Origin of the sequence: Burkholderia sp. MS389 (assembly GCF_016899425.1) — a bacterium.
GTDB classification, from domain to species: Bacteria; Pseudomonadota; Gammaproteobacteria; order Burkholderiales; family Burkholderiaceae; genus Burkholderia; species Burkholderia sola.
Genome location: NZ_CP045995.1, coordinates 2421358 through 2446033, shown reverse-complemented (window position 1 = coordinate 2446033; position 24676 = coordinate 2421358). Strand labels below are relative to the sequence as shown.

General features: G+C 68.6%; 26 protein-coding genes. 17 read left to right on the top strand and 9 right to left on the bottom strand.

Features of this window, described 5'->3' with window-relative positions:
• Nucleotides 1-177: 177 nt before the first annotated feature.
• A complete protein-coding gene (locus GJG85_RS27380) occupies nt 178-1155 on the top strand; it encodes a PDR/VanB family oxidoreductase (protein ID WP_204384076.1) in 978 nt (325 codons plus the stop codon).
• A 115-nt stretch (nt 1156-1270) separates the two neighbouring features.
• Here the strand turns inward: GJG85_RS27380 and GJG85_RS27375 are convergent, their stop codons facing one another.
• On the bottom strand, nt 1271-2188 hold the full coding sequence (locus GJG85_RS27375) for a LysR family transcriptional regulator (protein WP_050014513.1): 918 nt from the start codon (nt 2186-2188) through the stop codon (nt 1271-1273).
• A 140-nt stretch (nt 2189-2328) separates the two neighbouring features.
• On the opposite strand from GJG85_RS27375, the gene GJG85_RS27370 reads away from it, so the two are divergent.
• The 3 genes from GJG85_RS27370 (at nt 2329) to GJG85_RS27360 (ending at nt 4678) form a co-directional block, all read left to right on the top strand.
• Nucleotides 2329-3612, top strand: coding sequence for an aromatic ring-hydroxylating dioxygenase subunit alpha (locus tag GJG85_RS27370; RefSeq protein WP_089489038.1), 1284 nt, complete (start codon nt 2329-2331; stop codon nt 3610-3612).
• The gene (locus tag GJG85_RS27365) at nt 3609-4112 is read left to right on the top strand and encodes an aromatic-ring-hydroxylating dioxygenase subunit beta (RefSeq protein WP_124630843.1); all 504 of its coding nucleotides are present in this window, start codon (nt 3609-3611) and stop codon (nt 4110-4112) included. The genes GJG85_RS27370 and GJG85_RS27365 overlap by 4 nt, the downstream gene beginning before the upstream one ends.
• A gap of 179 nt (nt 4113-4291) precedes the next feature.
• Nucleotides 4292-4678 (top strand): tautomerase family protein, encoded by a 387-nt coding sequence (locus tag GJG85_RS27360; RefSeq protein WP_050014418.1) that lies wholly within the window; start codon nt 4292-4294, stop codon nt 4676-4678.
• 50 nt (nt 4679-4728) lie between these two features.
• Here the strand turns inward: GJG85_RS27360 and GJG85_RS27355 are convergent, their stop codons facing one another.
• A complete protein-coding gene (locus GJG85_RS27355) occupies nt 4729-6276 on the bottom strand; it encodes an ATP-binding protein (protein WP_050014416.1) in 1548 nt (515 codons plus the stop codon).
• A gap of 152 nt (nt 6277-6428) precedes the next feature.
• On the opposite strand from GJG85_RS27355, the gene GJG85_RS27350 reads away from it, so the two are divergent.
• The 5 genes from GJG85_RS27350 to GJG85_RS27330 all read left to right on the top strand — a co-directional run bounded on the left by GJG85_RS27350 (nt 6429) and on the right by GJG85_RS27330 (nt 10586).
• Entirely contained in the window at nt 6429-7622 is a 1194-nt protein-coding gene (locus tag GJG85_RS27350; RefSeq protein ID WP_089489036.1) for an acyl-CoA dehydrogenase family protein, read from the top strand.
• Between the two features lie 96 nt (nt 7623-7718).
• The gene (locus tag GJG85_RS27345) at nt 7719-8096 is read left to right on the top strand and encodes a hypothetical protein (RefSeq protein WP_050014413.1); all 378 of its coding nucleotides are present in this window, start codon (nt 7719-7721) and stop codon (nt 8094-8096) included.
• Nucleotides 8097-8104: 8 nt separating this feature from the next.
• Nucleotides 8105-8626: a nuclear transport factor 2 family protein gene (locus GJG85_RS27340; protein ID WP_050014412.1), complete on the top strand. Its 522-nt coding sequence runs from the start codon at nt 8105-8107 to the stop codon at nt 8624-8626.
• A gap of 32 nt (nt 8627-8658) precedes the next feature.
• Nucleotides 8659-9783, top strand: a complete 1125-nt coding sequence (locus tag GJG85_RS27335; RefSeq protein WP_089489035.1) for an amidase — start codon at nt 8659-8661, stop codon at nt 9781-9783.
• Between the two features lie 59 nt (nt 9784-9842).
• On the top strand, nt 9843-10586 hold the full coding sequence (locus GJG85_RS27330) for an SDR family oxidoreductase (protein WP_089489706.1): 744 nt from the start codon (nt 9843-9845) through the stop codon (nt 10584-10586).
• Between the two features lie 124 nt (nt 10587-10710).
• Here GJG85_RS27330 and GJG85_RS27325 read toward each other — a convergent pair whose 3' ends face one another.
• Complete coding sequence (locus GJG85_RS27325) at nt 10711-11343, bottom strand: response regulator (protein ID WP_050014407.1); 633 nt, start codon at nt 11341-11343, stop codon at nt 10711-10713.
• A 334-nt stretch (nt 11344-11677) separates the two neighbouring features.
• On the opposite strand from GJG85_RS27325, the gene hpaC reads away from it, so the two are divergent.
• Nucleotides 11678-12223 (top strand): 4-hydroxyphenylacetate 3-monooxygenase, reductase component, encoded by a 546-nt coding sequence (hpaC, locus tag GJG85_RS27320; protein WP_089489033.1) that lies wholly within the window; start codon nt 11678-11680, stop codon nt 12221-12223.
• An 11-nt stretch (nt 12224-12234) separates the two neighbouring features.
• Here the strand turns inward: hpaC and GJG85_RS27315 are convergent, their stop codons facing one another.
• Together GJG85_RS27315 and GJG85_RS27310 are read right to left on the bottom strand one after the other, a co-directional pair.
• Nucleotides 12235-13488 carry a YbfB/YjiJ family MFS transporter gene (locus GJG85_RS27315; RefSeq protein WP_050014403.1) on the bottom strand — a complete coding sequence of 418 codons (1254 nt, stop codon included), beginning with the start codon at nt 13486-13488 and terminating at the stop codon, nt 12235-12237.
• A 179-nt stretch (nt 13489-13667) separates the two neighbouring features.
• Complete coding sequence (locus GJG85_RS27310) at nt 13668-14213, bottom strand: alpha/beta hydrolase (RefSeq protein ID WP_050014401.1); 546 nt, start codon at nt 14211-14213, stop codon at nt 13668-13670.
• A 115-nt stretch (nt 14214-14328) separates the two neighbouring features.
• Between GJG85_RS27310 and GJG85_RS27305 the strand changes: the two genes are divergently transcribed.
• The 3 genes from GJG85_RS27305 to GJG85_RS27300 all read left to right on the top strand — a co-directional run bounded on the left by GJG85_RS27305 (nt 14329) and on the right by GJG85_RS27300 (nt 16260).
• Nucleotides 14329-14784 (top strand): Lrp/AsnC family transcriptional regulator, encoded by a 456-nt coding sequence (locus GJG85_RS27305; protein ID WP_050014512.1) that lies wholly within the window; start codon nt 14329-14331, stop codon nt 14782-14784.
• A 341-nt stretch (nt 14785-15125) separates the two neighbouring features.
• Entirely contained in the window at nt 15126-15248 is a 123-nt protein-coding gene (locus tag GJG85_RS35265; protein WP_006479692.1) for a hypothetical protein, read from the top strand.
• A 58-nt stretch (nt 15249-15306) separates the two neighbouring features.
• On the top strand, nt 15307-16260 hold the full coding sequence (locus GJG85_RS27300; protein WP_124630849.1) for a leucyl aminopeptidase: 954 nt from the start codon (nt 15307-15309) through the stop codon (nt 16258-16260).
• 16 nt (nt 16261-16276) lie between these two features.
• Here the strand turns inward: GJG85_RS27300 and GJG85_RS27295 are convergent, their stop codons facing one another.
• Complete coding sequence (locus GJG85_RS27295; protein WP_050014396.1) at nt 16277-16786, bottom strand: GNAT family N-acetyltransferase; 510 nt, start codon at nt 16784-16786, stop codon at nt 16277-16279.
• 307 nt (nt 16787-17093) lie between these two features.
• On the opposite strand from GJG85_RS27295, the gene GJG85_RS27290 reads away from it, so the two are divergent.
• Nucleotides 17094-17426 (top strand): type II toxin-antitoxin system RelE/ParE family toxin, encoded by a 333-nt coding sequence (locus GJG85_RS27290; RefSeq protein WP_204384074.1) that lies wholly within the window; start codon nt 17094-17096, stop codon nt 17424-17426.
• Entirely contained in the window at nt 17423-17752 is a 330-nt protein-coding gene (locus GJG85_RS27285; protein ID WP_006479699.1) for a transcriptional regulator, read from the top strand. The genes GJG85_RS27290 and GJG85_RS27285 overlap by 4 nt, the downstream gene beginning before the upstream one ends.
• Before the next feature lie 23 nt (nt 17753-17775).
• On the opposite strand, the gene GJG85_RS27280 is transcribed toward GJG85_RS27285, so the two are convergent.
• Nucleotides 17776-19794 carry an LssY C-terminal domain-containing protein gene (locus GJG85_RS27280; RefSeq protein WP_204384072.1) on the bottom strand — a complete coding sequence of 673 codons (2019 nt, stop codon included), beginning with the start codon at nt 19792-19794 and terminating at the stop codon, nt 17776-17778.
• A 114-nt stretch (nt 19795-19908) separates the two neighbouring features.
• Entirely contained in the window at nt 19909-20361 is a 453-nt protein-coding gene (locus GJG85_RS27275) for a hypothetical protein (RefSeq protein ID WP_124630851.1), read from the bottom strand.
• A 333-nt stretch (nt 20362-20694) separates the two neighbouring features.
• On the opposite strand from GJG85_RS27275, the gene GJG85_RS27270 reads away from it, so the two are divergent.
• Nucleotides 20695-21342 carry a response regulator transcription factor gene (locus tag GJG85_RS27270; RefSeq protein WP_204384070.1) on the top strand — a complete coding sequence of 216 codons (648 nt, stop codon included), beginning with the start codon at nt 20695-20697 and terminating at the stop codon, nt 21340-21342.
• Nucleotides 21339-23153, top strand: coding sequence for a sensor histidine kinase (locus GJG85_RS27265; RefSeq protein ID WP_204384068.1), 1815 nt, complete (start codon nt 21339-21341; stop codon nt 23151-23153). Before GJG85_RS27270 ends, GJG85_RS27265 begins: the two co-directional genes overlap by 4 nt.
• Before the next feature lie 161 nt (nt 23154-23314).
• Here the strand turns inward: GJG85_RS27265 and GJG85_RS27260 are convergent, their stop codons facing one another.
• The gene (locus tag GJG85_RS27260) at nt 23315-24625 is read right to left on the bottom strand and encodes an MFS transporter (RefSeq protein ID WP_050014384.1); all 1311 of its coding nucleotides are present in this window, start codon (nt 24623-24625) and stop codon (nt 23315-23317) included.
• Nucleotides 24626-24676: the final 51 nt, after the last annotated feature.

Below are 24676 nucleotides of genomic sequence, written 5' to 3'. Positions count from 1 at the left end.
CCGCGCGATTGCCGCACCGCTGACCGGCGACGATCGACACGCCCACCATCATCCATCCCGCTTATTCCGGCATCGATTTTTAATCGATTTGATTTATGCGATGCCCGTCCCTATTCTCGATCGCATGACGGCGCGGGGCTCCGCCGCGCCGCGTTTCTCTACCCCACGGAATTTCCCATGCAAGCGAACCGCCACCAGGTCCGGATCGACACACTGATCGACGCGGCGCAGGACATCCGCTGTTTCCGGGTCTCGCGCGTCGACGGCCAGCCGTTCGACGCTTACGAACCGGGCGCCCATATCGACGTCACCGCGCCATCCGGCATCACGCGGCAATATTCGCTGTGCGGCAACCCCGACGAGCGCGGCAGCTATCTGTTCGCGGTGAAGAAGGAAGCGCAGTCGCGCGGCGGCTCGCGTTCGCTGCACGACGACGTGAGCGTCGGCGCCGAATTGTGGATCGGCACGCCGCGCAACCTGTTTCGTCTGACCGATGACGCGAGCGAGCACGTGCTGATCGCGGCCGGCATCGGCATCACGCCGCTGCTGTCGATGGCGTATGCGCTGCACCAGCGCGGCGCGCGTTATCGACTGCACTATTTCGCGCGCAGCCGCGACCATGCGGCGTTCGTCGACGAACTGTCGGCCGAACCGTTCGCGTCGCACGTGACGTTCCATTACGGTGTCGAGCCCGATGCGCTCGCGGCCGAACTCGGCCGCTGCATCGAGTCGATTGATCTGGAAGCGCATGTCTATACGTGCGGCCCCGGGCCGTTCATGGATGCCGTTGTCGCAGCCGCGGCCAGGCGAATCCCGGAAGACGCGATTCATCTCGAACGCTTCGCGGCGGAACCCTCCGCGACGGTCACTGCGGATGCCGCTCCAGCGGAAGGCTTCGAAGTGCGCCTGCAACGCAGCGGCCAATCGGTGCGCGTCGCGCCCGATACGTCGATCGTCGACGCACTCGCGAAGATCGGCATCGAGGTCGATACCTCATGCGGCGAAGGCGTGTGCGGCACCTGCATGGTGCCCGTCATCGACGGCGAACCCGATCATCGCGATCACTGCCTCAGCAAGGCCGAGCGCGCGAGCAACACGGTGATCTGCTGCTGCGTGTCGCGCGCGCGCTCGGCGGTGCTCGTACTCGATCTCTGATGCGCCGAACGCGCCACCGTATTGCCGCGCCGATCTACTGATCGACTCATGTAAAGATGCGCGGCCGACGGACACTCCGCCACCGCGGTTGCGTCGGGCACGAGCCGCCCGACCGTCATTCGTCGAAACGCTCGACGATCTCGGCGAGCAGCGCGCGCATCCACGCATTGCCCTCGTCCTCGTGAAAGTGCTCGTGCCAATGCATCGTCACCGGCGCGGGCGGCAGCGTGACCGGCAGCGCATACAGGCGGAACGCGTTGTCGCGGTTCAGGATCTGCGCGAGCCGCTTCGGCAGCGTCGCATACAGATCGGTGACCGACAGCACGCTCGGCAGCGCGACGAAGTGCGGCACCTCCAGCGCGATGTTGCGACCCACGCCCTGCGCGCGCAACGCGTCGTCGAGCGCGTGGTGGCTGTGCTCGACCGATTTCACGTTGACGTGCGCGGCGCGCACGAACTGCTCGAGACTCAGCGCGGCGGCCGTCGGCAGCCCGCGCCGGCGCCCCGTCATGCACACGTAGGTTTCCTCGAACAGCACCTGGTGGCGCGTGCGCGGCATCAGCTCAGGCAGGTTGCCGATCGCGAAATCGAGCCGGCTCGCGCGCAGCGCCTCCTCGATCTCCTCCACCGGCAGCGGCTGCACGCTCAACGTCACGCGCGGCGCGCGCTCGCGCAGCGCCTGGCAGATCGCCGGCAGGTATGCCATCTCGCCCGCATCCGACAGCGACACCCGGAACGTGCGCGTGCTGGTGGCCGGATCGAAGCGCTCCGCATAGCGCAGCGCGACGCGCACCATGTCGAGCGCCTTGCCGACGATGCCCGCGAGCTCCAGCGCGACCGGCGTCGGCTGCATGCCCGAGCGCGTGCGCACGAACAGCGGATCGTCGAACAGCGTGCGCAGCCGGCCGAGCGAATAGCTGACGGCCGGCTGCGACAGCGCGAGCCGCTCGCCGGCCTTCGTCAGGCTGCGTTCCTCGACGATCGCCTGGAATACGCGCAACAGGTTCAGATCGAGATGATCGACCGACGTCATCGTGACCTCCATCATTTGCCACATTTATTTGATTATCAATTTTAGATCAATTTGACCGATATGCGGCAGAAGACGAGACTGGTCTCCGGACGCTGCGCCCAGCGCGGCCCGATTTTCGCGACTCTTTCCCCACGACGACGATGAGCGACATTCCCTACCAGACGATCGACACCCGCGCTTTGCATGGTCTCGCGCAGCCCGACCGCATCGCGCCCGCGATGTATCACGATCCCGCGCTGTTCGAAGCCGAGCTCGAGCGCATCTTCTACCGCACCTGGATCTGGGTCGCGCACGACAGCGAACTGCCGAACCCGGGCGACTTCATCACGACGACGATCGGCCGCCAGCCGGTAATCGTCGTGCGCGACAAGACCGGCGAGGTGAACGTGCTGCAGAACCGCTGCCGCCATCGCGGCGCGACCGTGTGCGAATCGCACAAGGGCAACGCGAAGGGCTTCACGTGCCCGTATCACAGCTGGTCGTACGCGCTCGACGGCACGCTGCGCGCGCTGCCGTACGGCGACGGCTACGAAGGCGTGTGCGAGAAAGGCGACCTGCCGCTCGTGAAGCTGCGCGTCGGCGTGTACCAGGGGCTGATCTTCGCGAGCTTCAACGATGACATCGAACCGCTCGAGGATTTCCTCGGCGGCGCGAAGCCGTGGATCGACCTGTTCGTGAAACAGGGCGCCGGCTACCCGATCAAGGCGAACGGCGAGCACAAGTTCAAGTTCAAGGGCAACTGGAAGATCCAGCTCGAGAACACGACCGACCTCTATCACTTCCCGGTCGTGCACAAGTCGTGGATGAAGTCGATCGACGACGAGACGGCCGCCGCGATCACGAGCTTCATGACGAGCGAGCACGCGTTCTGCCGCGCGCTCGGCAACGGCCACAGCCTCGCGGTGCTGATGCCCGAGCTGATCGATCTCGACGATGACGACGGCGCACCGCTGGCCGAACGCTTCGCGCCGCTCGCGGCGAAACTCGCCGAACGTCACTCGCCCGACGAAGTGCGCCGCATCGTGCGCTCGCTGATGGGCGTCGGCTTCAACCTGAACCTGTTCCCGAACCTCGCGCTGTCGATGGCGTTCTTCCGCGTGCTGCGGCCGATCTCCGCGAACGAAACCGAGATCCGCCACGTCGCGCTCGCGATGGACGGCGGCCCCGACGAAGCGAACCGCGAGCGGCTGCGCATTCACGAGCACTTCCAGGGCCCGTTCGGCTTCGGCAGCCCCGACGATGCGGAAGCGTGGGAGCGCGTGCAGCGCGGCGCGCAGGCGGGGCCCGACGTGCCGATCCTGGTCAACCGCGGGCTGAACCGCGAGACGACCGCCGCGAACGGCGAAAAGACCGCGCATGCGACCGACGAGACCGGCATGCGCGAAGCCTACCGGCAATGGCGCAACATGATGGAGCAGCAATGATGGACGACCGCAACGCCCTCTTTTCCGAGCAGACCTTCGCCCGCGCGGTCGAATTCGTGTGGCGCGAAGCCGAGATGCTCGACCGCCGCGACTATCGCGCGTGGCTCGACCTGTGGGATCCGACCGGCCACTACGTGGTGCCGATCGATCCCGACGCGACCGATTTCGCGGCGACGCTGAACTACGTGTTCGACGACCGGGACATGCGCGAGAAGCGCGTGCAGCGGATGGTGTCCGGCTATTCGGCGTCGGCCACCGACGCGGCGCGCACGGTGCGCACCGTATCGCGCTTCACGCTGGAAAGCGGCAGCGCCGATACCGTCGAGCTGAAATCGGCGCAGGTGGTGGTCGCATACAAGCGCGGCGTCGCGACGCTGTTCGCGGCCGACGTCACGCACAAGCTGCACGTCGATGCCGAAGGCGAGATGCGGATTGCGGAGAAGGTCGTGCGCCTGATCGACTCGACCGAAGCGCTCAGCGCGATCGGCTTCCTGCTGTAAGCCGCGACCGGTTCACCGTCGCCAGCGCAATGGTGAGCCGGGCACCTTCACCTGTGAACGGCTGCCGGTTCGCCGTCGCCCGCGCAAAGGTGAACCGGTCACCTTCACCTTTCAGCGGCGACCGCTTCGCCGTCGCTCGCGCAACGGTGAGCCAGTCACCTTCACCTTTCCGGACGACCATGCCCACACTCGAAGTTTTCCTGCCGGCCGGCCATGACGACGCGCGCAAGGCCGAGCTGATCGCGCGCCTCAGCCACGCGACCGTCGACGCGATCGGCGCACCGCTCGAATCCGTGCGCGTACTGCTCACCGAACTGCCCGCGACGCATATCGGCCTCGGCGGCCGCAGCGCCGCGGACGGCGCGCCGCCGTCGCTGCCGGTGATCGTCGCGATCCTGATCGCCGGGCGCACCGACGCACAGAAGCGCGCGCTGATCGCCGCGCTGTCCGATGCGGGCGCGAACGTGCTCGACGCGCCGCTGCAGGCGACGCGCGTGATCATCAAGGACATTCCGAACACCGACTTCGGCATTGGCGGCCAGACCGCGCGGGCGCTGGGGCGCTGACCATGCGTCGCGCGTCGCCGCCCCGCCGCAATGCGCCGACGCGGTTGCGCTCACCCGTCGGCGAGCGGCAGCGTCACGCGGCAGTCGAGCCCGCCGCCCGCGGCCGGGCTCGCGGCGATCCGCCCGCCGTGGCGCGTGACGATGCTCTTGCACAGCGACAACCCGATCCCGTTGCCGCCCGCCTTCGACGACGAGAAGCCGTCGAACAGCCGGTCGTGCGCGCCGGCGTCGACGCCCGGGCCATTGTCGATCGCACGCAACTCCGCATGGCCGGCCACGTTCGCGGTGCCGAGCGTCAGCGTGCGCGGCGCGCGCTCGCAACTGGCGAACGCCTCGATCGCATTGAACGCGAGATTCAGGATCACCTGCCCGATCAGCACGCGCTCGCAGCGGATCGGCAGCGGCGCGTCGGCCTGCACGATCGCGACCGTCACGCCGGCCTCCTTCGCGCGCAGCTCGATGAAGTACGCGACGTCCGCGAGAATGTCGCGCAGGTCGGCGCGCGCGACGACCGGCTCGCGCTTCACGATGAATTCGCGCACGCTCTTGATGATCAGCGCCGCATGCTCGGCCTGCCGATCCGCGCTGCGCAGCCCCCAGATCGCGTCGTCGACGGCGCCGTTGCCGTTCAGCCGCCGCACCGCGCCTTCGATGAAATTGCGCACGGCCGCGAGCGGCTGGCTCAGTTCGTGCGCGATCACGGTCGCCATCTCGCCCATCGCGTTGTAGCGGCCCGCGTATTCGAGCATCCGCGCCTCGGCGCGCCGCGCGTCCTCGATCGCGACTTCGTCGCTCACGTCGCGAAACTGCACGAGCAGCCCGTCGAGATCGCCTTCGATCTCGACCTGCCGGCACAGGATGCGCAGCCAGCAGGCGGAGCCGTCGCGCCGCACGATCCGGTAGCGCTGCGGCGCGGACGGGCATGCGGACGGCGCGTCGCGCAACTGCGCGACGAGCCGGTCGCGATCGGCCGCCGAGCAGTAGTCGAGCACCTCGCCGAGCGGCTCGTCGGGCGCGAGCCCCAGCACGCGGCGGCCCGACTCGCTGATGAACTGCACGCCGCCGTGCGGCGTCACGACCGCGATCCCTTCGTCGAGATCCTGCATGAACTCGCGCAGCCGCGCCTCGTAGCGGCGCAACTGCTGGCGGACCGCCTCTTCCGCGCTGATGTCGCGGAACTGCACCATCACGACGTCGCGCCCGCGCAGCGGCACGTAGGTCGCGGTGGCCTCGGACAGCATGTCGACCCCCGTGCGCGAGCGATAGCACCATTCGTACACCTGCGGGCCGTCGACGAGTGCACGATCCCACGCGCTCACCGCGATCTCGCGCCGGTACTTCGGCTCGGGGCGCGTCATGTCCGGCGCCTTCAGCGGCAGCAATTCCTCGACGGAAAAGCCGAGCGCGATGCACGCGGCGCGATTCGCCCACACGATCGCCCGGGTGCGCGCGTCGTGCAGCAGCACGCACGTGGTCAGCGCGTCGAGCAGCCGGTGGAAATCGTCTTCGTCGGGAAAACTCATGATCGGATTCGGAGGAAGGCGCGCGGCATCGCGCGGCCGGAAACCCAACATAGCACCGGCGCGCGCCGATCGCATCTGAAGATTTCTTTAGGCCGGCACGGAGCGTCACCAGTCGCGCGGCCCAACGCACCAATTGCTGCGTGTTTTCGGCGTTTCTAGACTAGGGTCTGTTTGCATATGAAACGCACATGCGAATGCCGGAATCGCCCCATCCCCAGGAGACTTTCATGCCGCAAGCCGCCCTCGCCATCGAATCCGCGCCGACCTCGCCGCCCGCGGCCCGTCCCGCGGCCGCGCCGTTGTCGCCGCTCGACGCGGTGATCGAAACCGTCGCCGCGCGCCGCGACGAATTCGACCGGCTGTCGCACGTACCGCGCGACGTGATCGCGCTGTTCAAGCAGGCCGGCATCTATCGCGCGGGCACGCCGCGCCGCTTCGGCGGCGATGCGCTCGCGCCGACCGCGTTCCTCGACATGATCGAACGGATCGCGACCGCCGACGGCTCGGCCGCGTGGGTCGCAAGCTTTGGCTCCGCGAACGTCTATCTCGCCGCGCTGCCGCTCGACACGCAGGCCGAGCTGTACGCGAGCGGCCCCGACCAGGTGTTCGCGGGCGGCCTGTTCCCGGTGCAGCCTGCGCAGGCCGCGCCGGGCGGCTGGCGCGTGAACGGCACGTGGAAATTCGCGAGCGGCTGCAAGGGCGCCGACTGGCTCGGCGTCGGCATCGCCGTGCCGGGCGCGCAGGACGCCGCGCCGAACAAGCCGCGCACCGCCGTGTTCCGCGCCGCGGATGTCGAGATCGTCGAGAACTGGAGCGTGGTCGGCATGCAGGGCACCGGCAGCCACGACCTGCGCGTGAACGACCGCTTCGTGCCGGAGGCGTGGACCTTCGTGCGCGGCGGCGAAGCGACCGTCGACGAGCCGCTGTACCGCTATCCGACCGTCGCGTATGCGGCGCAGGTGCTGGCCGTCGTCAACCTCGGCCTCGCGCGCGCGGCGCTCGACGTCGTGAACCGGATGTCGGGCGGCCGCCAGACGACGACCGGCGCGCCGCGTCTCGCCGATCGCGCGTATTTCCGCATCGAGCTCGCGAAGGCCGAGGCGCAACTGCGCTCGGCGCGCGCGTTTTTCTACGATGCGACCGATTCGGTGTGGCAATCGATTCTCGCGGGCAACCCGGTGACGCCCGACCAGGTCAGCCTGCTGCGGCTCGCGGCCACGCAGATCGCGCGCGAAGGCGCGAGCGTCGTCGAACGCGCGTACCGCCTCGGCGGCACGGCCGCGATCTACCGGTCGCATCCGCTGCAGCGGCTGCTGCGCGATGCGATGGTCGTCACGCAGCACGCGTTCCTCGCCGAAGGCAACTTCGACGGCGCGGGCGCGGTCTTCACCGGCGTCACGCCGTTTCCCGGCTATCTGTAACCTGCATCGCCCGAAACTTTCGATGAACGCGCATGAAGCCGCCGCACCGTCGCCGGCCGGCTCATGCGCCCGACCGATTCCTCTGGAGAACCCATTATGTCCGATTCGAATCCGCTGCCGCTGCGCGTGCTGTTCTGCTGCGGCGTGTCGCAGAATTTCTTCGACCTGCCGCGCGAGAAAATCGGCGAGGTGTGGCAGGCGTACGGTGCGATGCTCGCGGCCGTCGAAGCGATGCCCGGCGTGCGCGTGCTCGGCGTGATGGACGACGATCGCCTCGTGGTCGGCCAGGCCGACGGCGCACCGTGGACCTTCTACATCATGGCCGACGTCGCCGATTTCGACACGACGGTCGCCGTGTGCAACCTGTACCGCACGACGCCCGTCGGCGAATACAACCTGTGGCGCTACGGCAAGATCGAGGCACGCGTCGGCCGCGCGCTGACCGTGCCGCCGGCCACGAAGCCCGCGGCGTGAGGCGCGCGATGACCGATCTGTCTCCGGCCGCGATCGACGCGCTCGCACAGCGCGTCGCGGCGCTCGACGCCGAGCGCGCGGTGCGCGCGACGATCACGCGCTACATGGCGCTGTGCGACGTACCCGAAGATGCGGGCGAAGGCCCGTCGCTGGCGGAACTGTTCACGTCCGACGCCGTGTGGGAAGGCATCGGCCCGCGGTACGCGCGGAAGTTCGGCCGTCTCGAAGGCCCGGCCGCGATCGTCGCGATGCTCGGCCGCTATCTTCCGCCCGATCCGCATTTCTCGGCGAACCTGCACTTCCTGACGTCGGAGTCGATCGAGATCGGTGTCGACCATGCAAGCGCACGCGGCCGCTGGATCATGCTCCAGGCGTCGCGCTACGCAGACGATTCGGCCGAGCTGATCGCCGCGCGGCTCACGATCGATTTCGCGCCGTGCGCCGACGGCGCCGCCTGGCTGATCCGCCATTTCCGCACCGAACGCGTGCTCGACGGCCCGTGGCCGCTCGCCGCCGCGCCACGGTCCTGAACCCTTCCACCGTATTCGCACGCCATCGCACCATGACAGGCTTCATCGACACCTTCACGCTCGGCGGCCCCGGCCCGACGATCGCGATCAAGGACACGATCGACATCGCGGGCTATCCGACCCGCGCGGCAAGCCGCGCGCTCGCCGATGCGCCGCCGGCCGTCCGACACGCGGACGTGGTCCGCCTGCTGCTCGACGCCGGCTGGCAGATCGCCGGCAAGGCGAACATGCACGAACTCGCGTTCGGCATGACCGGCATCAACGACTACACCGGCACGCCCGTCAATCCGCAGGATGCCGCGCGCATTCCCGGCGGCTCGTCGAGCGGCTCCGCGTCGCTCGTCGGCCTCGGCGCCGTCGACGCGGCGCTCGGCACCGATACCGGCGGCTCGATCCGCGGGCCGGCCGCGTGCTGCGGCGTGGCCGGGCTGAAGCCGACGTTCGGCCGCGTGTCGCGTCGCGGCGTCGCGCCCGCGGACACCACGCTCGATTGCGTCGGGCCGTTCGCGCGCGAGATCCGCACGCTCGTCGCGGTGATGGCCGCGATCGCGCCGGACTTCGATCGCGCGCAGGCGACCGCTTCCGTTGAAGGCTGCACGGTCGCCCAACTCGCCGTCGAAACCGATCCGGCGATCGCCGCCGCGCTCGATGCGGCCGTTCGCGCGTCGGGCCTGCGTTCGCATACGATCGTGCTCGATGCAATGCCGGCCGCGTTCGCGGCGGGGCTCACCGTGATCAACGCGGAAACGTCGCGCGCGTTCGGTCACCTGGTCGCGACCGGCAAGCTCGGCGCCGACCTCGATGCGCGATTGCGTGCGGCCGCAACGACCGCGCCTGCGGCATTGAAGGAAGCCGAAGCCGTGCGCGCACGCTTCACCGCACAGATCGACGCCGCGCTCGAACACGCGGACGTGCTGGTGCTGCCGACGCTGCCCGCGTTGCCGATCACGCTGCAGCAGGCACGCGACGGCGTATCGGTGATCGCGATGTCGTCGCTGATCCGCCCGTTCAACCTGAGCGGCCATCCGGCGCTCAGCCTGCCGCTGCCGCTCGCCGGTTCGCCGTTGAAGGCCGGCTTGCAGATCGTCGGACGCAAGGGCGCGGACGAACGGGTCTGCGCAATCGCGGCACACTTCGAAGCCGCGCTCGCCGCATGAACCACGATACGGGCGCCGCTTCCCTCGGCGTGCGCCCGCGAACCACGGAACTCCATACCATGTCAGACAGAGTCGTTCTCGTCACCGGCGCCGCGCGCGGGCTCGGCGCCGTCATCGCCGAACGCTTCCATGCGGCCGGCTATCGCGTCGCGCTGGCCGACATCGCCGCCAACGCGATTCACGCGCATGCACGCGAGCTCGATCCGAGCGGCGAACGCGCGATCGCGCTGCCGCTCGACGTCACGTCGAAACGCGATTTCGAAGCCGCGCGCGATACGCTCGTCGCGCGCTGGGGCACGATCGACGTGCTCGTCAACAATGCGGGCGCATCGAAGGTCGTGCCGGCGATGGAGATCACGGCCGAGCAGTTCGACCAGGTGATCGACGTGAACCTGCGCAGCGTGCTGTTCGGCTGCCAGGTGTTCGGCCAGTATTTCGCGACGCGCGGCGCGGGTCGCATCGTCAACATCGCGTCGCTGGCCGGACAGAACGGCGGCTCGGCGACGGGCGCCCATTACGCGGCTGCGAAAGGCGGTACGCTGACGCTGACCAAGGTGTTCGCGCGCGATCTCGCTGCACAGGGCGTGACCGTCAACGCGATCTCGCCGGGGCCGCTCGATCTGCCGATCGTGTACGAAAGCGTCGCGCCGGAAAAGCTGCGTCAGGTGCTCGCGAGCCTGCCGGGTGGCAAGCTCGGCTCGGCCGGCTTCGTCGCGGATGCCGCGGTGCTGCTCGCGTCGGGCGACGCGCATTTCGCGAACGGCGCATGCTGGGACATCAACGGCGGGTTGTACATGCGCTGAACGGTACGCACGCATCGGGCGCGCGGTGCGTGTGCGCGGTGTGCGTGCGCGTCGGCTGCGTCGCGTGCGTTGCATGCTTCTCGTGGTCCGGATGCGCAAGCCGATCCGCGCACAGCCCCGACCGCTATCGAGACGCCTCCCCATCGTCGCCCCACACGACCATCACGTCGCGCACGAGCGCGGCGATCGACGTCGCGCCGAGCTTCTCCTTGATGCTCGCGCGATGCACGTCGACGGTCTTCACGCTGATCGACAGGTCCGACGCGATCTGCTTGCTGCCCTTGCCGTCCACGACGCCGCGCAGCACTTCCTTCTCGCGCGCGGTCAGCGCGTCGAGCCGCTGGCGCAGCTCGCGGTGGCGCTGGCTCACCGCATGCCGCTGCTGCGCGAGCCGCAGCGCGCGCTGCACGCGTTCGAGCATCTGCTGCGAGTTGTACGGCTTCTCGACGAAATCGATCGCACCGTTCTGCAGTGCGCGCACCGACATCGGAATGTCGCCGTGTCCGCTGACGAAGATCACCGGCAGCGTCGCGCCGCGCGCATTCAGTTCGGCCTGCACGTCGAAGCCGCTTTTCTCCGGCATCCGCACGTCGAGCACGAGGCACGCAGGCAGGTTCACGTCGAAGCGCGCGAGAAAATCGGCCGCGTTCGCGAACCCTTCGGACGCGATGCCGACCGATTCGAGCAGCCACGCGAGGGACGTCCGCATGCCGCCGTCGTCGTCGACGATGTATACGATCGGTGCCGGTGACGTCATCGGGGTGTCTCGCAAAATATCGGTATCGGTATCACGCGCGACGCAGGGGTGAAGCCCGCGTCGTTCGTCGGGGGTATGCGGCACATCATAGCGAGCCGAAAATCCGCTGAATACCCCTTCACGTACCGCGTGAACGCACAACCGCTCATTTTTCGCGCAGCGTGCCGCGCATCTAGGTAGAACCTTTAGATGCGTTGGCGCGAACGCCATCTTCGTCATCGTTCGTGCGAATGGTCGGCCGCATTTTCGCGGCGTACGCTTGGGTCATCGTCGGCCGAGCGATGCTGCATCGACAGCACCCGCGATCGCCGCCTTCATCCAATCTGGAGTGCCCATGTCCGCCACGACCGATATCCCGCAACCGGCGCGCGTCGAACCGACCGACGCGCAAAAGGCCTTCCGCCAGGCGATGGCCCATCTCGGCGCGGCCGTCAACGTGATCACCACCGCGGGGCCGCACGGCCGTTGCGGGATCACCGCGAGCGCCGTGTGCTCGGTCACCGACGCGCCGCCGACGCTGCTCGTGTGCCTGAACCGGTCGAGCGCGATGCATGCGACCTTCGAGCGCAACCGTCAGGTCTGCATCAACGTGTTGCCGGCCGAGCACGAGCTGCTCGCGCGACACTTCGCGGGGCTCACCGACCTGCCGATGGAACAGCGCTTCGCTCTCCCCGTGTGGGATCGCGGCGAACGGGACGTGCCGGTGCTGCGCGATGCGCTCGCGAGCCTGCAGGGCACGATCGCCGAGATGAAGGAAGTCGGCTCGCATTCGGTGATGTTCATCGAGGCGACGTCGATCCGCGTGCGCGACGACGGTGACAGCCTGATCTACTTCAGCCGCGCGTTTCATCGCGTGTCGCGCACCGCATGCGTGCGGTGACGGGTGCTTGGCTACGCGGACGTGCTGCGCAGCGCGCGCTGCCCGGCCGCGAATGCCGCGCCCGCGAACAGCGTGAGCGCCGAATACACGAGCCCGCGCGCGAGCCCCGCGCTGTCCGACACCCAGCCGATCGCGACCGGCCCCGCGATCTGCCCGAATGCGAAGACCGTCGTGAAGGCGCTGATCCCCTTCGCCCAGCCGTCGGGCGGCAGGTTGTGCCGCACGAAGGCCGTCGTCGACGCGACCGCCGACAGGAACGTCGCGCCGAACAGCAAGCCCGATGCGAATGCGGCGGCCGGATGCACGAACAGCGCGGGCATCAGCGTCGCGACGCCGAGCAGCGCGTTGAGCACCGCGAGCGCCTGGCCGCCGCGCATCCGGTCGAGCAGCCCCGACCATAGCCGCGCCGACACGACGGTCGCGACGCCGAGCATCACGTAGAACGCGGCGACGACCGAGCCGCTCATCCCCGCGCCGCGCAGCAACGCGACGATGAACGTCATGTAGCCGATATAGCCGACGCCGAACAGCGCGTAGCCGGCCAGCGCGAGTGCGAAGCGGGCCGGGCTCGCGGCAGCCGCCGGTTTCGCACCGTCGGCCCGCGTGGCCGGTGCCGCATGGGCATGCTCGATGCGGCGCGCGGCCGACACGGCGACTGCCGAGAACAGCACGCACGCCGTCGCGAGTGCGAACCACGCGGGCTGCCAGCCGTGCACGCGTGACACGAGCGTGGCCGGCACGAGCAGCGACGACGCGACGATGCCCCATCCGGTGCCGCCGTAGTAAAGGCCGAGCAGCAGCCCCGCATCGCGCGGCGACGCGGAGGCGAGCCGCGCGGCCAGTACGCCGCCGCTGATGAAGATCAACGCGCTGCCGACACCCGTCGCCAGCCGCTGCGCGAGCAACGCGTGCATGTCCGGCGTGAGCCCGCCCGCGGCCATCAGCACGGCGGTCAGCGCGCAGCCGGCCGCGAGCAGCGTGCCCGCGCGCCAGCGCCGCGACAGCAGCGGGAATGCAAGCGCGCCGATCAGGTAGCCGGCCGCGTTCGCCGTATTCAGCGCGCCGGCCTGCGCGAACGTCCAGCCGAGATCGGCCTTCATCGGCGACAGCAGCAACGCATACGAAAAGCGTGCGAGGCCGAGCGCGATCGCGCTGCCGAGCGACAGGCAGATCGCGAGCCGCCACGCGGCCATGCGGCCGGGATCGGTCGCGCCGGCGTCCGGCCGCGAGCGACCGTCACGCTCCGGTTGCGGCACTGCACGCATCGGGGTGTCTCCTTCGTTGTTCGATTCCGGGGCTTGCGCCGCCGTCGGTCGATCATACTGGAGCCGCCACGAAATCGGCACGCGCGGCAGCGGAACAACCGCGACGGCCGCCGCGCCCGGTTCCCGCTCCCCGACACGACGGCCGAACACCGCGGGAAACCAGCCGGCGCGGGCACGCGCTATCGCCCGAGTCCGGCCGCAAACGCCGCCAGCAACGCGCGCCCTTCGGGCCATCCAGCCAGCCCGGACGCCGCGTTCAGATGGCCGCGCGCGCCGAGCAGAAGCGGCGTCGCACCCTGTTCCGTTGCCCATTCGAGCGCGCGCCCCGACGGATCGTACGGATCGTCCTCGCTCGCGATCGCCAGCACAGGCACGCGCCCGAACCCACTGTTCGGCAGGTTCGCGAACGCGGCGGCGGCAACGGGAAAGCGCGGCCCTGCCGGGTCGGGCACGGCCACGAGAAACGCGCCGCGCACCGCCCGAGCCGACACGGCATGCCAATGCGCGAACAACAGACAACCCAGCGAATGACACACCACGAGCGGAGGCACCCCGGCGTTCGCGACGGCCTCGTCCAGCGCCGCCGTCCAGTCGGCCAGGTCGGGCGCGTCCCATGAAGCCGGCGCGATGCGCGCGGCGCCGGGCAACGCCGCCTCCCAGTGGCTCTGCCAATGATCCGGTCCCGAATTGCCGATACCCGGCACGATCACGATCGCTCGATCCATCACTCCCTCCATCGACGAAAGCCCAGAGTGTGACCACGCATCAGTCGGCATGGAATGGCAAGTCATCGGTTATTGGGACAAAATGCCGATGAATCAACGGTACCGGAGGACCGTCATGCCGGAAGAAGCACTGGATCGCCTGGATCTTGCGATCCTCGAAGCGCTGCAGGACAACGCGCGGACGCCGCTGTCGGAAGTCGGCAGGCGCATCGGGCTGTCGCAGCCCGCCACGTCGGAGCGCGTGAAGCGGCTGGAAGAACGCGGGATCATCGCCGGCTACGGCGCGCGGATCGATCCGGCGGCGCTGGGGTTGGGCATGATGGCGATCATCCGGCTCAAAACGACTCACGAGCACATCAAACCGGCGCTGCGCACGTTTGCCGAGATGCCGCATGTCATCGAAGTCCACCGCATGACCGGCGAGGACTGCTTTCTGCTGAAGGTGCTGGTACCGACGCCGGGCCAGCTCGAAACCCTGATCGACGCGATTGCCCGCTTCGGCGCGGTCACGACTTCGCTGGTGCTGCGCTCGGAACCGACGAAGGCGATCGGAAAGGCGCTGCTCGGATGACGTTCGCATGCGGCTTTCTTTAACGACATAAAGTGCAGCAATCATTTCAATTGAACTCAAATTAAAAATTACCGAATTCAATTCGGCGTTCTGGATTTGAATTCACTAAAAAAAGATGCGCGATCTGTCGCTCGTTTTATCCATTTTTCCAATATGTGAATCGAAAACGCCAGTGTTTAGCGCACCTCAGCTAAAAACAATGCGACGCATTGCATTCGTAAATTCGTCAGACTAATATCGACGCCACTCGCCCGGCATTCACAAAATTCCGAACGAGGAGCGGCCATGTTTTTGCCGCGCTTTCATGTTGAATCACTCATGTTCACCACAGGAGAATTGACATGCAGGAAACCCAGCAGATCGAATTGCTTGACTGGATGCAGGAAGACACGCACCCCGAGGCCGTCGACATGATGGTCGAGGACGCCGTGGTGCCGTTCGGCACCGCGCTCTGGCCGGTCTGAGCGGGCCACCCGTTCTCGCGGAAGGGCCTCGGCCCTTCCGCCGCTTCCGGAGATACGCATGCTGAACCTGCACCGCGCGCTCGGTTTTCACCCGGCGCTGCGCGACAAGCTGGCACGCGGCGAATCGGGAAAACTGCTGGTCGGCTATGACACCCGCAACCGCGACACCGCGTTGCGCGCCTTTTCCGCCCTGCCCGATTCGCTCGACGCGACCACCCTCTGCCTCGAAAGCACCGCGCCCGCCGATATCGCCGCCGCACTCGACGACGCCGACCTGTTCGTGCTGCTGTACGACTCGTCGTGCCTGCCGACGCCGTCGCCGAGCGGGCCGCCATTTCTCGCCGCGATCCGCCCCGCGATCGTCGAACACTGGGGCAAATCGGTTTTATTCAAGGATTACGGCCCGCACCTCGACGAGGCGTTCGCCGAATCGCTCGACGACATCGCCGCGCGCAACGGCCGGCTGATCGAGGCCGCCGCACGCGCGTCGCAGATCCGCTTCATCGACGAAGCCGGCAACACGCTGACGGGCTCGCTCGCGCCGGACCAGAAATGGACGAGCGTGGACGGCATGGGCAACCTCGACGTCGTGCCCGGCGAGATCGCGACGCACGTGACGGACCTGAACGGCACCGTCGTGTTCAGCGGCACGTTTCTCGGCACCGTGCCGTTCGCGATCAAGTACAAGGTGGCCGAGCGGCTCGCGACGCTGCATGTCGAGCACAGCACGATCGTCGATTTCGACACCGACGATGCGGGCTTCCGGCGCGATTTCGCGACCTATCTCGACCGGCACGCGAATCATCGGCGGATCGAGGAATTCGGCATCGGCACGAACCTCGGCATTCGCGGCCTGTACGGCCGCAACGCGGGGTTCGAGGAACGCCATCCGGGCCTGCATCTCGGGCTCGGCGGCGGCGAAAACGGCAGCCACCATCTCGACCTGATCTTCGCGCGCGGCACGCTCGCGCTCGACGAACGGATCGTGTTCGACGGCGCGTTCGCCGTCTGACGCGGCGGCGGGTTGCTCAGGCTTCGGCGGCCGCCGCGTCGCCGAGCCACTTGAACATCACGAAGCAGTCGACGAAGCCGAGCCGCGCGTGACGGTATGCGCGCGGCACCCGGCCGACGATCTCGAATCCCAGCTTCTGCCACAGCGCGACCGCGACCGCGTTCGTCGCGACCACCGAATTGAACTGCATCGCGAGGAAACCGCGCTCGCGCGCCATCTGCTGCGAGTGTTCGCACATCAGGCGCGCGACGCCGCGTCCGCGCGCGGCCTCGCTCACCATGTAGCCGCAGTTGCTCACGTGCTTGCCGGGCCCGGCCGCGTTCGCCTTCAGGAAATACGAGCCGAGCACCACGCCGTCCTCTTCGGCGATCCACGTGCAAAGCGGCGCGTCGAGCCACTGTGCGCGCGCCGCTTCCTGGGTCGGCTCGGGATCGAATGCATAGGTTTCCTGAGCAGCGACGATCGCGCGGTAAGTCGGCCAGAAGCGCGCGAAATCGTCGTCGGTCATCGGGCGAATCGTGATCATGCGGGGTCTCTCGTGAGGTGATGTCGGCAGGCCAGACGGGCGAACGAGCGATCGTACCGCGATTCATCGACGGTCGCCGTTATCGCCGCGCTGCGCTGCGATACGCGCGTCCCGTCGCACCATCCGTAGCGGCCATTTGGCCGAATCGTCACGCGCCATCCCGGATGAAAAAATGATCGTCGTCCGGGAAGCCCGCTCCACGCCCTCGAATCCCGAACGATGAAGACGCCGCATGCTCATCGGCCGCCCAGCCATTGCGATGTGAACCGCCCCGCTCCATTTACCTTTTTGTAGCTTATAAGTTACAATGCTCTCCAAGTTCGAACTTCTTCGCTATCAACGCGACGACGGTCGCGAGCCGTTCACCGAATGGCTGAACGCCGTCCGTGACAAGCCCGCGCAGGCGCGAATCCGCGAGCGGCTGCGCCGCGTGCAGACCGGCAACTTCGGCGATTGCGAGCCGGTCGGCGAAGGCGTGATCGAACTGCGCGTCCATGTCGGCGCCGGCTATCGCGTGTACTTCGGCCGGCACGGCGGCGCCGTGGTGCTGCTGCTGTCCGGCGGCGACAAGGCGAGTCAATCCGACGACATCAGGCGCGCCAAGGAACACTGGTCGAACTGGAAACGGAGGCAAACATGAACAAGCTCAAAGGCGCGGTATCGCACCACGATGCGGAAGTCGCCGAACTCGGCGCCGACCGCGAGCTCGCGGTCGCCTATCTGCGCGTCGCGATGGAATCGCTCGACGATCCCGACAACCGCGCGGCCGGTCTGCTCGCGCTGCGCACGGTCGCGGAAGCGTACGGCGGGCTCGGCGCCGTCGCGGCCGAAGCCGGCATCAGCCGCGAATCGCTGTATCGCACGCTGTCTCCGAACGGCAACCCGACGCTGAAAACCCTGCTCGCGGTGCTCAAGACCGTCGGCCTGCGCCTGTCCGTCGTTCCCGCGCAGCCGTCGCACGCGTAAGGGCGCACGTCACACCTGCCCCGTCACGGCTGAACCATCCACACCAGCAGCATCTGATCCGGCGAGGCCGTCATCCCCGCCGGCGGATGCGCGATCATCGGCTCGACCGCCAACGCGTGTGCGATCGTCGCCGCATCGTCGATCGTCGTCGTGTGCACGATCGTCATCAGCCGCGCCGGCCGGCGCAGCGTTTCGCGATACAACGCGCCATACCACAGCGGCCGCATGCCGAGCGCATCCTGCAACACGTACGGATAACGCCACAGCCGCAGCACGAAGCGGCTTTCCGGGTGGGCGGGATCGACGCGGACGAACACGCGTCGCGTGCTCTCGCCGTGCGTATAACGCGGCAGCACGGGCAGCGTATCGGCGGGCGCCTGCGGCAATAGCCAACGCAGCGCGGTGGCCGGCGACCACGGCGTCGCGCGCTGCCAGCCGGCCTGCGCGAGATGGCGGTCGAGCGTGTCCGACGTCGCGCTCCATTGCAGCGGCAGATATTCCTCGCGGTCGCCGCCGATCTCGGTGCGCCGCGCCGGCACGCGCTGCCACCCGCCGCGCAGCCACTGGTCGACGGTCATCGCGACCACGTCGCCGACATGCGGACGCGCCGCGCGATCGAGCTGCCACTGCGCGGGCACCGTCCATACGCCGGCCGTCGCGAGCACGACGACGACCGCGACGAGCGCGCCGCGCGGCTGCACGTGCTCGCGCACGCGCCAGTACGCATAGGCGCCGGCGAGCAATGCGAACCAGGCGAGCCCGAGGCTCCATCCGCCCAGCAAGCCCGACAACCAGGTATCGCCAACGTACAGCCGCGCGAAGCCGCCGAGCACGATCCACAGCATGACCGCCGTCACGACCGGAATGCGCCACCGCGCGGGCCGGTCGCGCGCCAGCACCCAGCCAAGGCCGCTGCTCGCGAGGATCGCGAACGCGGCGTCGCCGTCCGGCAGCGGCACGTGCAGCGCGCCGGGCGGCAGGCTCGCAGGCGTCGCGCCGGGCGCGCCCGCGCCGAACACCGGCACGAGCACGACGGCGACGCCGATCGTCGCGAGCCACCATGCGGCCGTCAGCCAGCAGCGGTGGATCATCAGCCAGACGAGAAACGCGGCCGCGACGATCAGCCCCGTGTCGTGTCCGTGCAGCACGGCGAGCGCGCTCATCGCGGCGTCGGCGGGCGGCGTGCGCAGGTGCTGCAAGAACGCGTACAGCGCGATGTCCGCGTGCATCAGCGGATCGTTCGCGACGACGTCCTGCACGATCCCCGCGAACAGCCACACGCAGCCGACGAACAACAGCGCGAGCACGGGCACCGCGCCCGGCAGCCCGCGCAGGTACGCGATCCCGTCGTGCAGCCGCGTGCCGAACCGCGGCCAGCGGCGCACGCATGCATGCACGGCTTCGGCGAGCGCACGACACAACAACGGCCAGCCGCGCCGCAGCGCGACGCGCACGCCGATCCACACGAGCGCGACCAGCGCGGCCACGACCAGCAGGATCGCGGCGACCCGCACACTGATCGCCGCGGCCAGCGCGGCCGACGCGCCGAACAGGATGCCGGGCGCGACGTGCACGGGCGCCCACACGAGCGCCGAGATCACGTTGACCGGATAGAACAACCGGCGCGGCAGCGTCGCGCAACCGACGACGACCGGTACGACCGCACGCACCGGCGCGAGAAAGCGCGCGAGCACGATGCTCTTCATGCCGTGACGCAGCACGAATTCCTCGCCGCGTGCGTACGCGTTCGCCGAGCCGAAGCGCGCCCACGCAGTGCGGATCATCCCGCGGTAACGTCGGCCGAGTTCGTAGCTGATCCCGTCGCCGATCACCGCGCCGACGGCCGCGACGCCGATCGTCGCCCATGCGTCGAGCGCACCCGCGCCGATCAGCGCGCCGGCCGCGAACATCACGGCGCCCGCCGGCACGACCGTGCCGATCAGCGCGATCGCCTCGGCGCACGCGGCCACGAACACGACCGCCAGCACGAGAAGCGGATGCGCGCCGATCGCGCCGATCCACGCATGGATCGTGTCGCTCATCGCACACTCCCGAACGGTGCGGCCCGATGCGCGAACAGCGGGCCGGGAGGGGCATTGGATACGTTCATCGCGACATGCGCACGCTCGCGCCGGCGTCGGAGGCTAGGGGGTGGGTCAATCGAACTCGTGTTGCCGCGCGTCGGCCTCGAGCGGTGCGTCGTGGTAGCCGACCGTCGCGATCTCGTGCAGGTAGCGCGCAAGAAACGCGCCGATCGAGCCGGCGGCCTCGTATTGATGCACGTGACGGAACTCGTGAGTCAGCAGCCGGCGCGTGTCCTGCCCGCGCAGCACGTACACCGCATGACCGAGCGTGAGGCCGATCGTCCCGGGCGACAGCAGCCCCGTGTCGCGGGCGATCGCGGCAAGCGTCGGCGTGTCCGGAAACGGCATGCGCTCGACCGTCATCACGCGAATCCGCTCCGGCTGCGCGACACCCACCGTGCGCGCGTCGTCGGCCTGCCCGAGGGTCAGCGGCGCGCCCTGCGCGAGTCCGCGCGCTGCCTCCGCTTCGGCCCAGGCAACGGCGGCAGGCAGGGCGGACGGCAGGATATCGGCCAGCTCGATCATTGCAGGACTCCTCGGTTCGCGCAGATGGCATCGGGCACCAGTTTAGTCCCGAATCGGAGCGGTTCGCGGGGCGAGCCGTCGATGCCGCGCCGGCCCGCGTCCGGTGCAACGATCATCCGGGAATACCCTGATTCGCGTGCGCTGCGCACGATACGCTTGCCGGGAAATTATTTCGTCGCAGTGCGCATTCCGCGATCAACCCCCTTGAAAATTTCTCGAACGAGTACCGTTTTCGGGTTCGGGGGCATATATTGGTCAGAAGAACGGCCGCGGCGACAACCGGACAGCCACGACGGCAACGCGCGGCGTCATCCCGAAGAGGACCGCTGGAAGATGATCAGGGTAATTCTGGCTGACGATCACGCAGTCATGCGGGACGGACTGCGTCACATTCTGGAGATGGCCGGCGGTTTCGAGATCGTCGGCGAGGCAAGCGACGGCTCGGGCACGCTCGCGCTGGCCGAACGCATGGCCGCCGACGTGCTGCTGCTCGACCTGTCGATGCCCGCGCCGACCGGCATCGAGCTGATCCGGCTGGTCAAGCGCCAGGCGCCGTCGCTGCGCACGCTGGTGTTGACGATGCACGCGGAAGCGCAGTACGCGGCGCGCGCGTTCAAGGCCGGCGCCACCGGCTACCTGACGAAGGACAGTGCGACCGCCGAACTCGTCGAGGCCGTCGGCAAGGTGGCGGCGGGCGACGTCTACGTGAGCCCGTCCGCGGCGGAAAGCCTCGCGCACACGCTGCGCGCACCGGCTCAGGCGCTGCCGCACGAGCGACTGTCCGCGCGCGAGTTCGACGTGATGCGCCGCATCGTCGCCGGTCAGACCGTCACGCGGATCGCGTCCGAACTCGCACTAAGCGCGAAGACGGTCAGCACGTACAAGACGCGGATCCTCGAGAAGATGGGGCTGCCGCACGAAGCCGCACTGGTCCGCTACACGGTGCGCCACGATCTCGACCTCGGGGCCGACGACGCATGATGGCCGCCTTCCGCTTCCCGCCCGCACCGCCGTCGCCGCCGTCGCCGTCGTCGGACAACGACGATCCGGACACGTCGCGCCTGTTCATGTCGTCGCTGCCGCCGGGCCGGCGCGAAAGGCGGCTCGCGCTCGCGACGGTACTCGTGTCGGCCGTGATCTTCGCCGCGCTCGCGCCGTTCGCGGCGATGCCGCTCGCGCCCGGCTGGGCGTTCATTCCCGTTTACCAGTCGGCGATCGTCGTCAACGACATGGTGACGGCCGGCCTGCTGCTCGGTCAGTACGCGATCCTGCGCGAGAAGCCGCTGCTCGTGCTGGCGGGCGGCTACCTGTTCACGGCGTTCATGGCCGGCACGCACATGCTGACCTTCCCCGGGCTGTTCGCGCGGACCGGCCTGCTCGGCGCCGGCGAACAGACCACCGCATGGCTGTACCTGTTCTGGCATGGCGGCTTTCCGCTGTCGGTCGCCGCGTACGCGCTGCTGCGCGCGACGTCGCGCGGGCATCCGGCCCCGAGCCCGGCCCTGCAGCGCCGCGCGGCGATTCCGGTCGGCCTCTGCATCGCCGCCGCGATCGGCGCGACGGTCGCGCTCGCGCTGCTCGCGACCGCCGGCCACGACCTGCTGCCGCGCATCATGAGCGGCAACCGGATGACCGCGACGATGACGAAAGCGATCACGGTCGTCTGGGGGTTGAATCTCGTCGCGCTGATGCTGATGTGGCGGCAGCGGCGCCGCCATTCGGTGCTCGACCTGTGGGTGATGACGGTGCTCGTCGCGTGGCTGTTCGACATCGCGCTGTCGTCGATGCTGAACCACGGGCGCTTCGATCTCGGCTTCTACGCCGGGCGCGCGTACGGCCTCGTCGCGTCGGGTGTCGTGCTGTTCGCGATGCTGTTCGAGAACGGCCGGCTGCACGCGCAGACGGTGCGCGCGCTGGCCGGCGCACGCTTCCAGCATCTGCTCGTCGTGCAGAAAAGCGCGCAGCTGAACGACGCGAACGAACGGCTCGAACAACGCGTCGCCGCGCGCACCGCGCAGCTGAGCGCGTCGAACCGCGACCTGCGACGCGAAGTCGAGGAGCGCGTGCGCGCGGAGCGGGCGTTGCAAGCGTCGCGCGAGGAGCTGCGCGAGATCGCCGCGATCAGCGCCAGCGCGCGCGAAGCCGAGCAGCGCCGCATCGCGCGCGAACTGCACGATGAACTCGCGCAGTCGCTCGCGGCGCTGAAGAACGATCTCGAATGGCTGATCGACCGCGTGCCGCAGGACGACGCATCGCTCGCACGCAAGATCGCGGCGATGCATGCGCTCGCGCGCGGCGCGGTGGCCGCGACGCGCCGCATCGCGTCGGACCTGCGCCCGCTGATGCTGGACGATCTCGGCTTCGCGGCGGCGATGCAATGGCTCGTGGAGGATTTCCGGCACCGTCACGGGATCGCCTGTTCGCTGCACGTCGAGCCGCCCGAACTGCAACTCGACGAACCGTATGCGACGGCCGTGTTCCGTATCGCGCAGGAAGCGCTCGCGAACGTCGCCCGGCACGCGGCCGCGTCGCACGCGGACGTCGAGCTCGTGTGCGGCAGCGAAGCGATCGCGCTGACGATACGCGACGACGGCGCGGGCTTCGATCCCGCGGTGCCGCGCAAGTCGGCTTCGTTCGGGCTGGTGGGGTTGCGCGAGCGTGCGTATCTGGTCGGCGGCACGCTGCGGATCGCGACGACGCTCGGCGAAGGCACGACGGTCGAGGTCGAGATTCCGCGGGTGCCGGCGCCCGTGGCGCTCGCGCATGGCGGGCACGGGGTTTCGCGGGGCTAGACGGGCGGCGGGAGACGCCGGACAACGATGGCTTGGTCGACTGCCTTCGTCGAGCGCGCCGCTTTCAGCATGCGCTCGAGTACTTGCCGTCGAACCGGCATGCGTCGTCCTGTTTCAGGATCATCGAAAACCGGCCGACGCTGCGATAGCGCCGCACGCCATCACGCCCGCGCCGCGACCATCCCCCGCTCCGAGCGCGTCCACGCGACCAGCGCACCGACGCCGAGCAACGCGAGGCACACGATCGGCACGATCATCGGCCCGAACGCGGTGCCCGTCACCTTGCCCGCGAACGGCATCAGGTTCTGGCTGAAGAAGCCGCCGAGGTTGCCGATCGAGTTGATCGCGGCGACGCTCGCGGCCGCCCGCGCGCCGGTGAAGTAACGCGGCGGCATCGACCAGAAGCACGGATACAGCAGCGGGATGCACGCGCCGCCCAGCACGAGCGCGATGAAGCGCAGCGGCGTCGACGGCAGCACGAGGCTCAGCAGGAAGCCGAGCGCGCCGAGCGCCGCGACGATCGCGATCGTGCGGAGGATGCTCTTCGCGCGACGCAGCTTCGCCGGCAGCCACACCAGCAGCACCACCGCGAGCGCCCACGGCAGCATGCTCAGGAAGCCATTCGTGGTGCTCGACACGCCGAACGATTTCACGAGCGTCGGCAGCCAGTACGTGACGCCGTACAGCGACGTCGACATCAGCATGTAGGTCGCCGCGAACAGCATCACGCGCGGATCGAGCAGCGCCTTCCACGGCTGACCGTGCTCGGCCTGCGCCGGCTTCTCGCGCTCCAGCGCGGCCGCGACGATCTGCTTCTCGCGCGCGTCGAGGAACGGCGCTTCTCGGAACGACGCGGGCAGCACGCGAAACACGACGATCGCGACGACCACGGCCGGAATGCCCGTCGCGACGAACACCCACTGCCAGCCCGCGAGCCCCCACACGCCGTTCAGGCTCAGCAGCACGCCGCCGACCAGCGAGCCGAGCATGTTCGCGAGCGCGCTGCCGAGCGTGAAGATGCCGAGCACCTTCGCGCGGTAGCTCTGCGGAAACCACAGCGTCAGGTAATAGATCACGCCCGGATAGAAGCCGGCCTCGGCGATGCCAAGCAGGAAGCGCAGCGAGCAGAACGCGGGCATCGACGTCGTGAAGCCCATCAGCACCGTGATGAGCCCCCACGTCAGCATGATCCGCGCGAGCCACACGCGCGCGCCGTAACGATGCAGCGCAAGGGTGCTCGGCACCTCGAACAGCAGGTAGCCGATGAAGAACAGCGACGACGCGAGCCCGAACGCGGCTTCCGTCATCCCGAGGCTGTGCACCATCTGCAGTTTCGCGAAACCGACGTTCTGCCGGTCGATGAACGCGATCAGGAACATCACGACGAGGATGGGCAGCAGGCGCCGCGCCATCTTCGACATGATGCGCTGTTCTTCGGCGGACGCGGGGTCCAGGGTGTCGGTAGCGTTCACTTCAGGCTCCTTGGGTGAATCGATTGCATATCGGTTGCTTGTCGGTTGAAT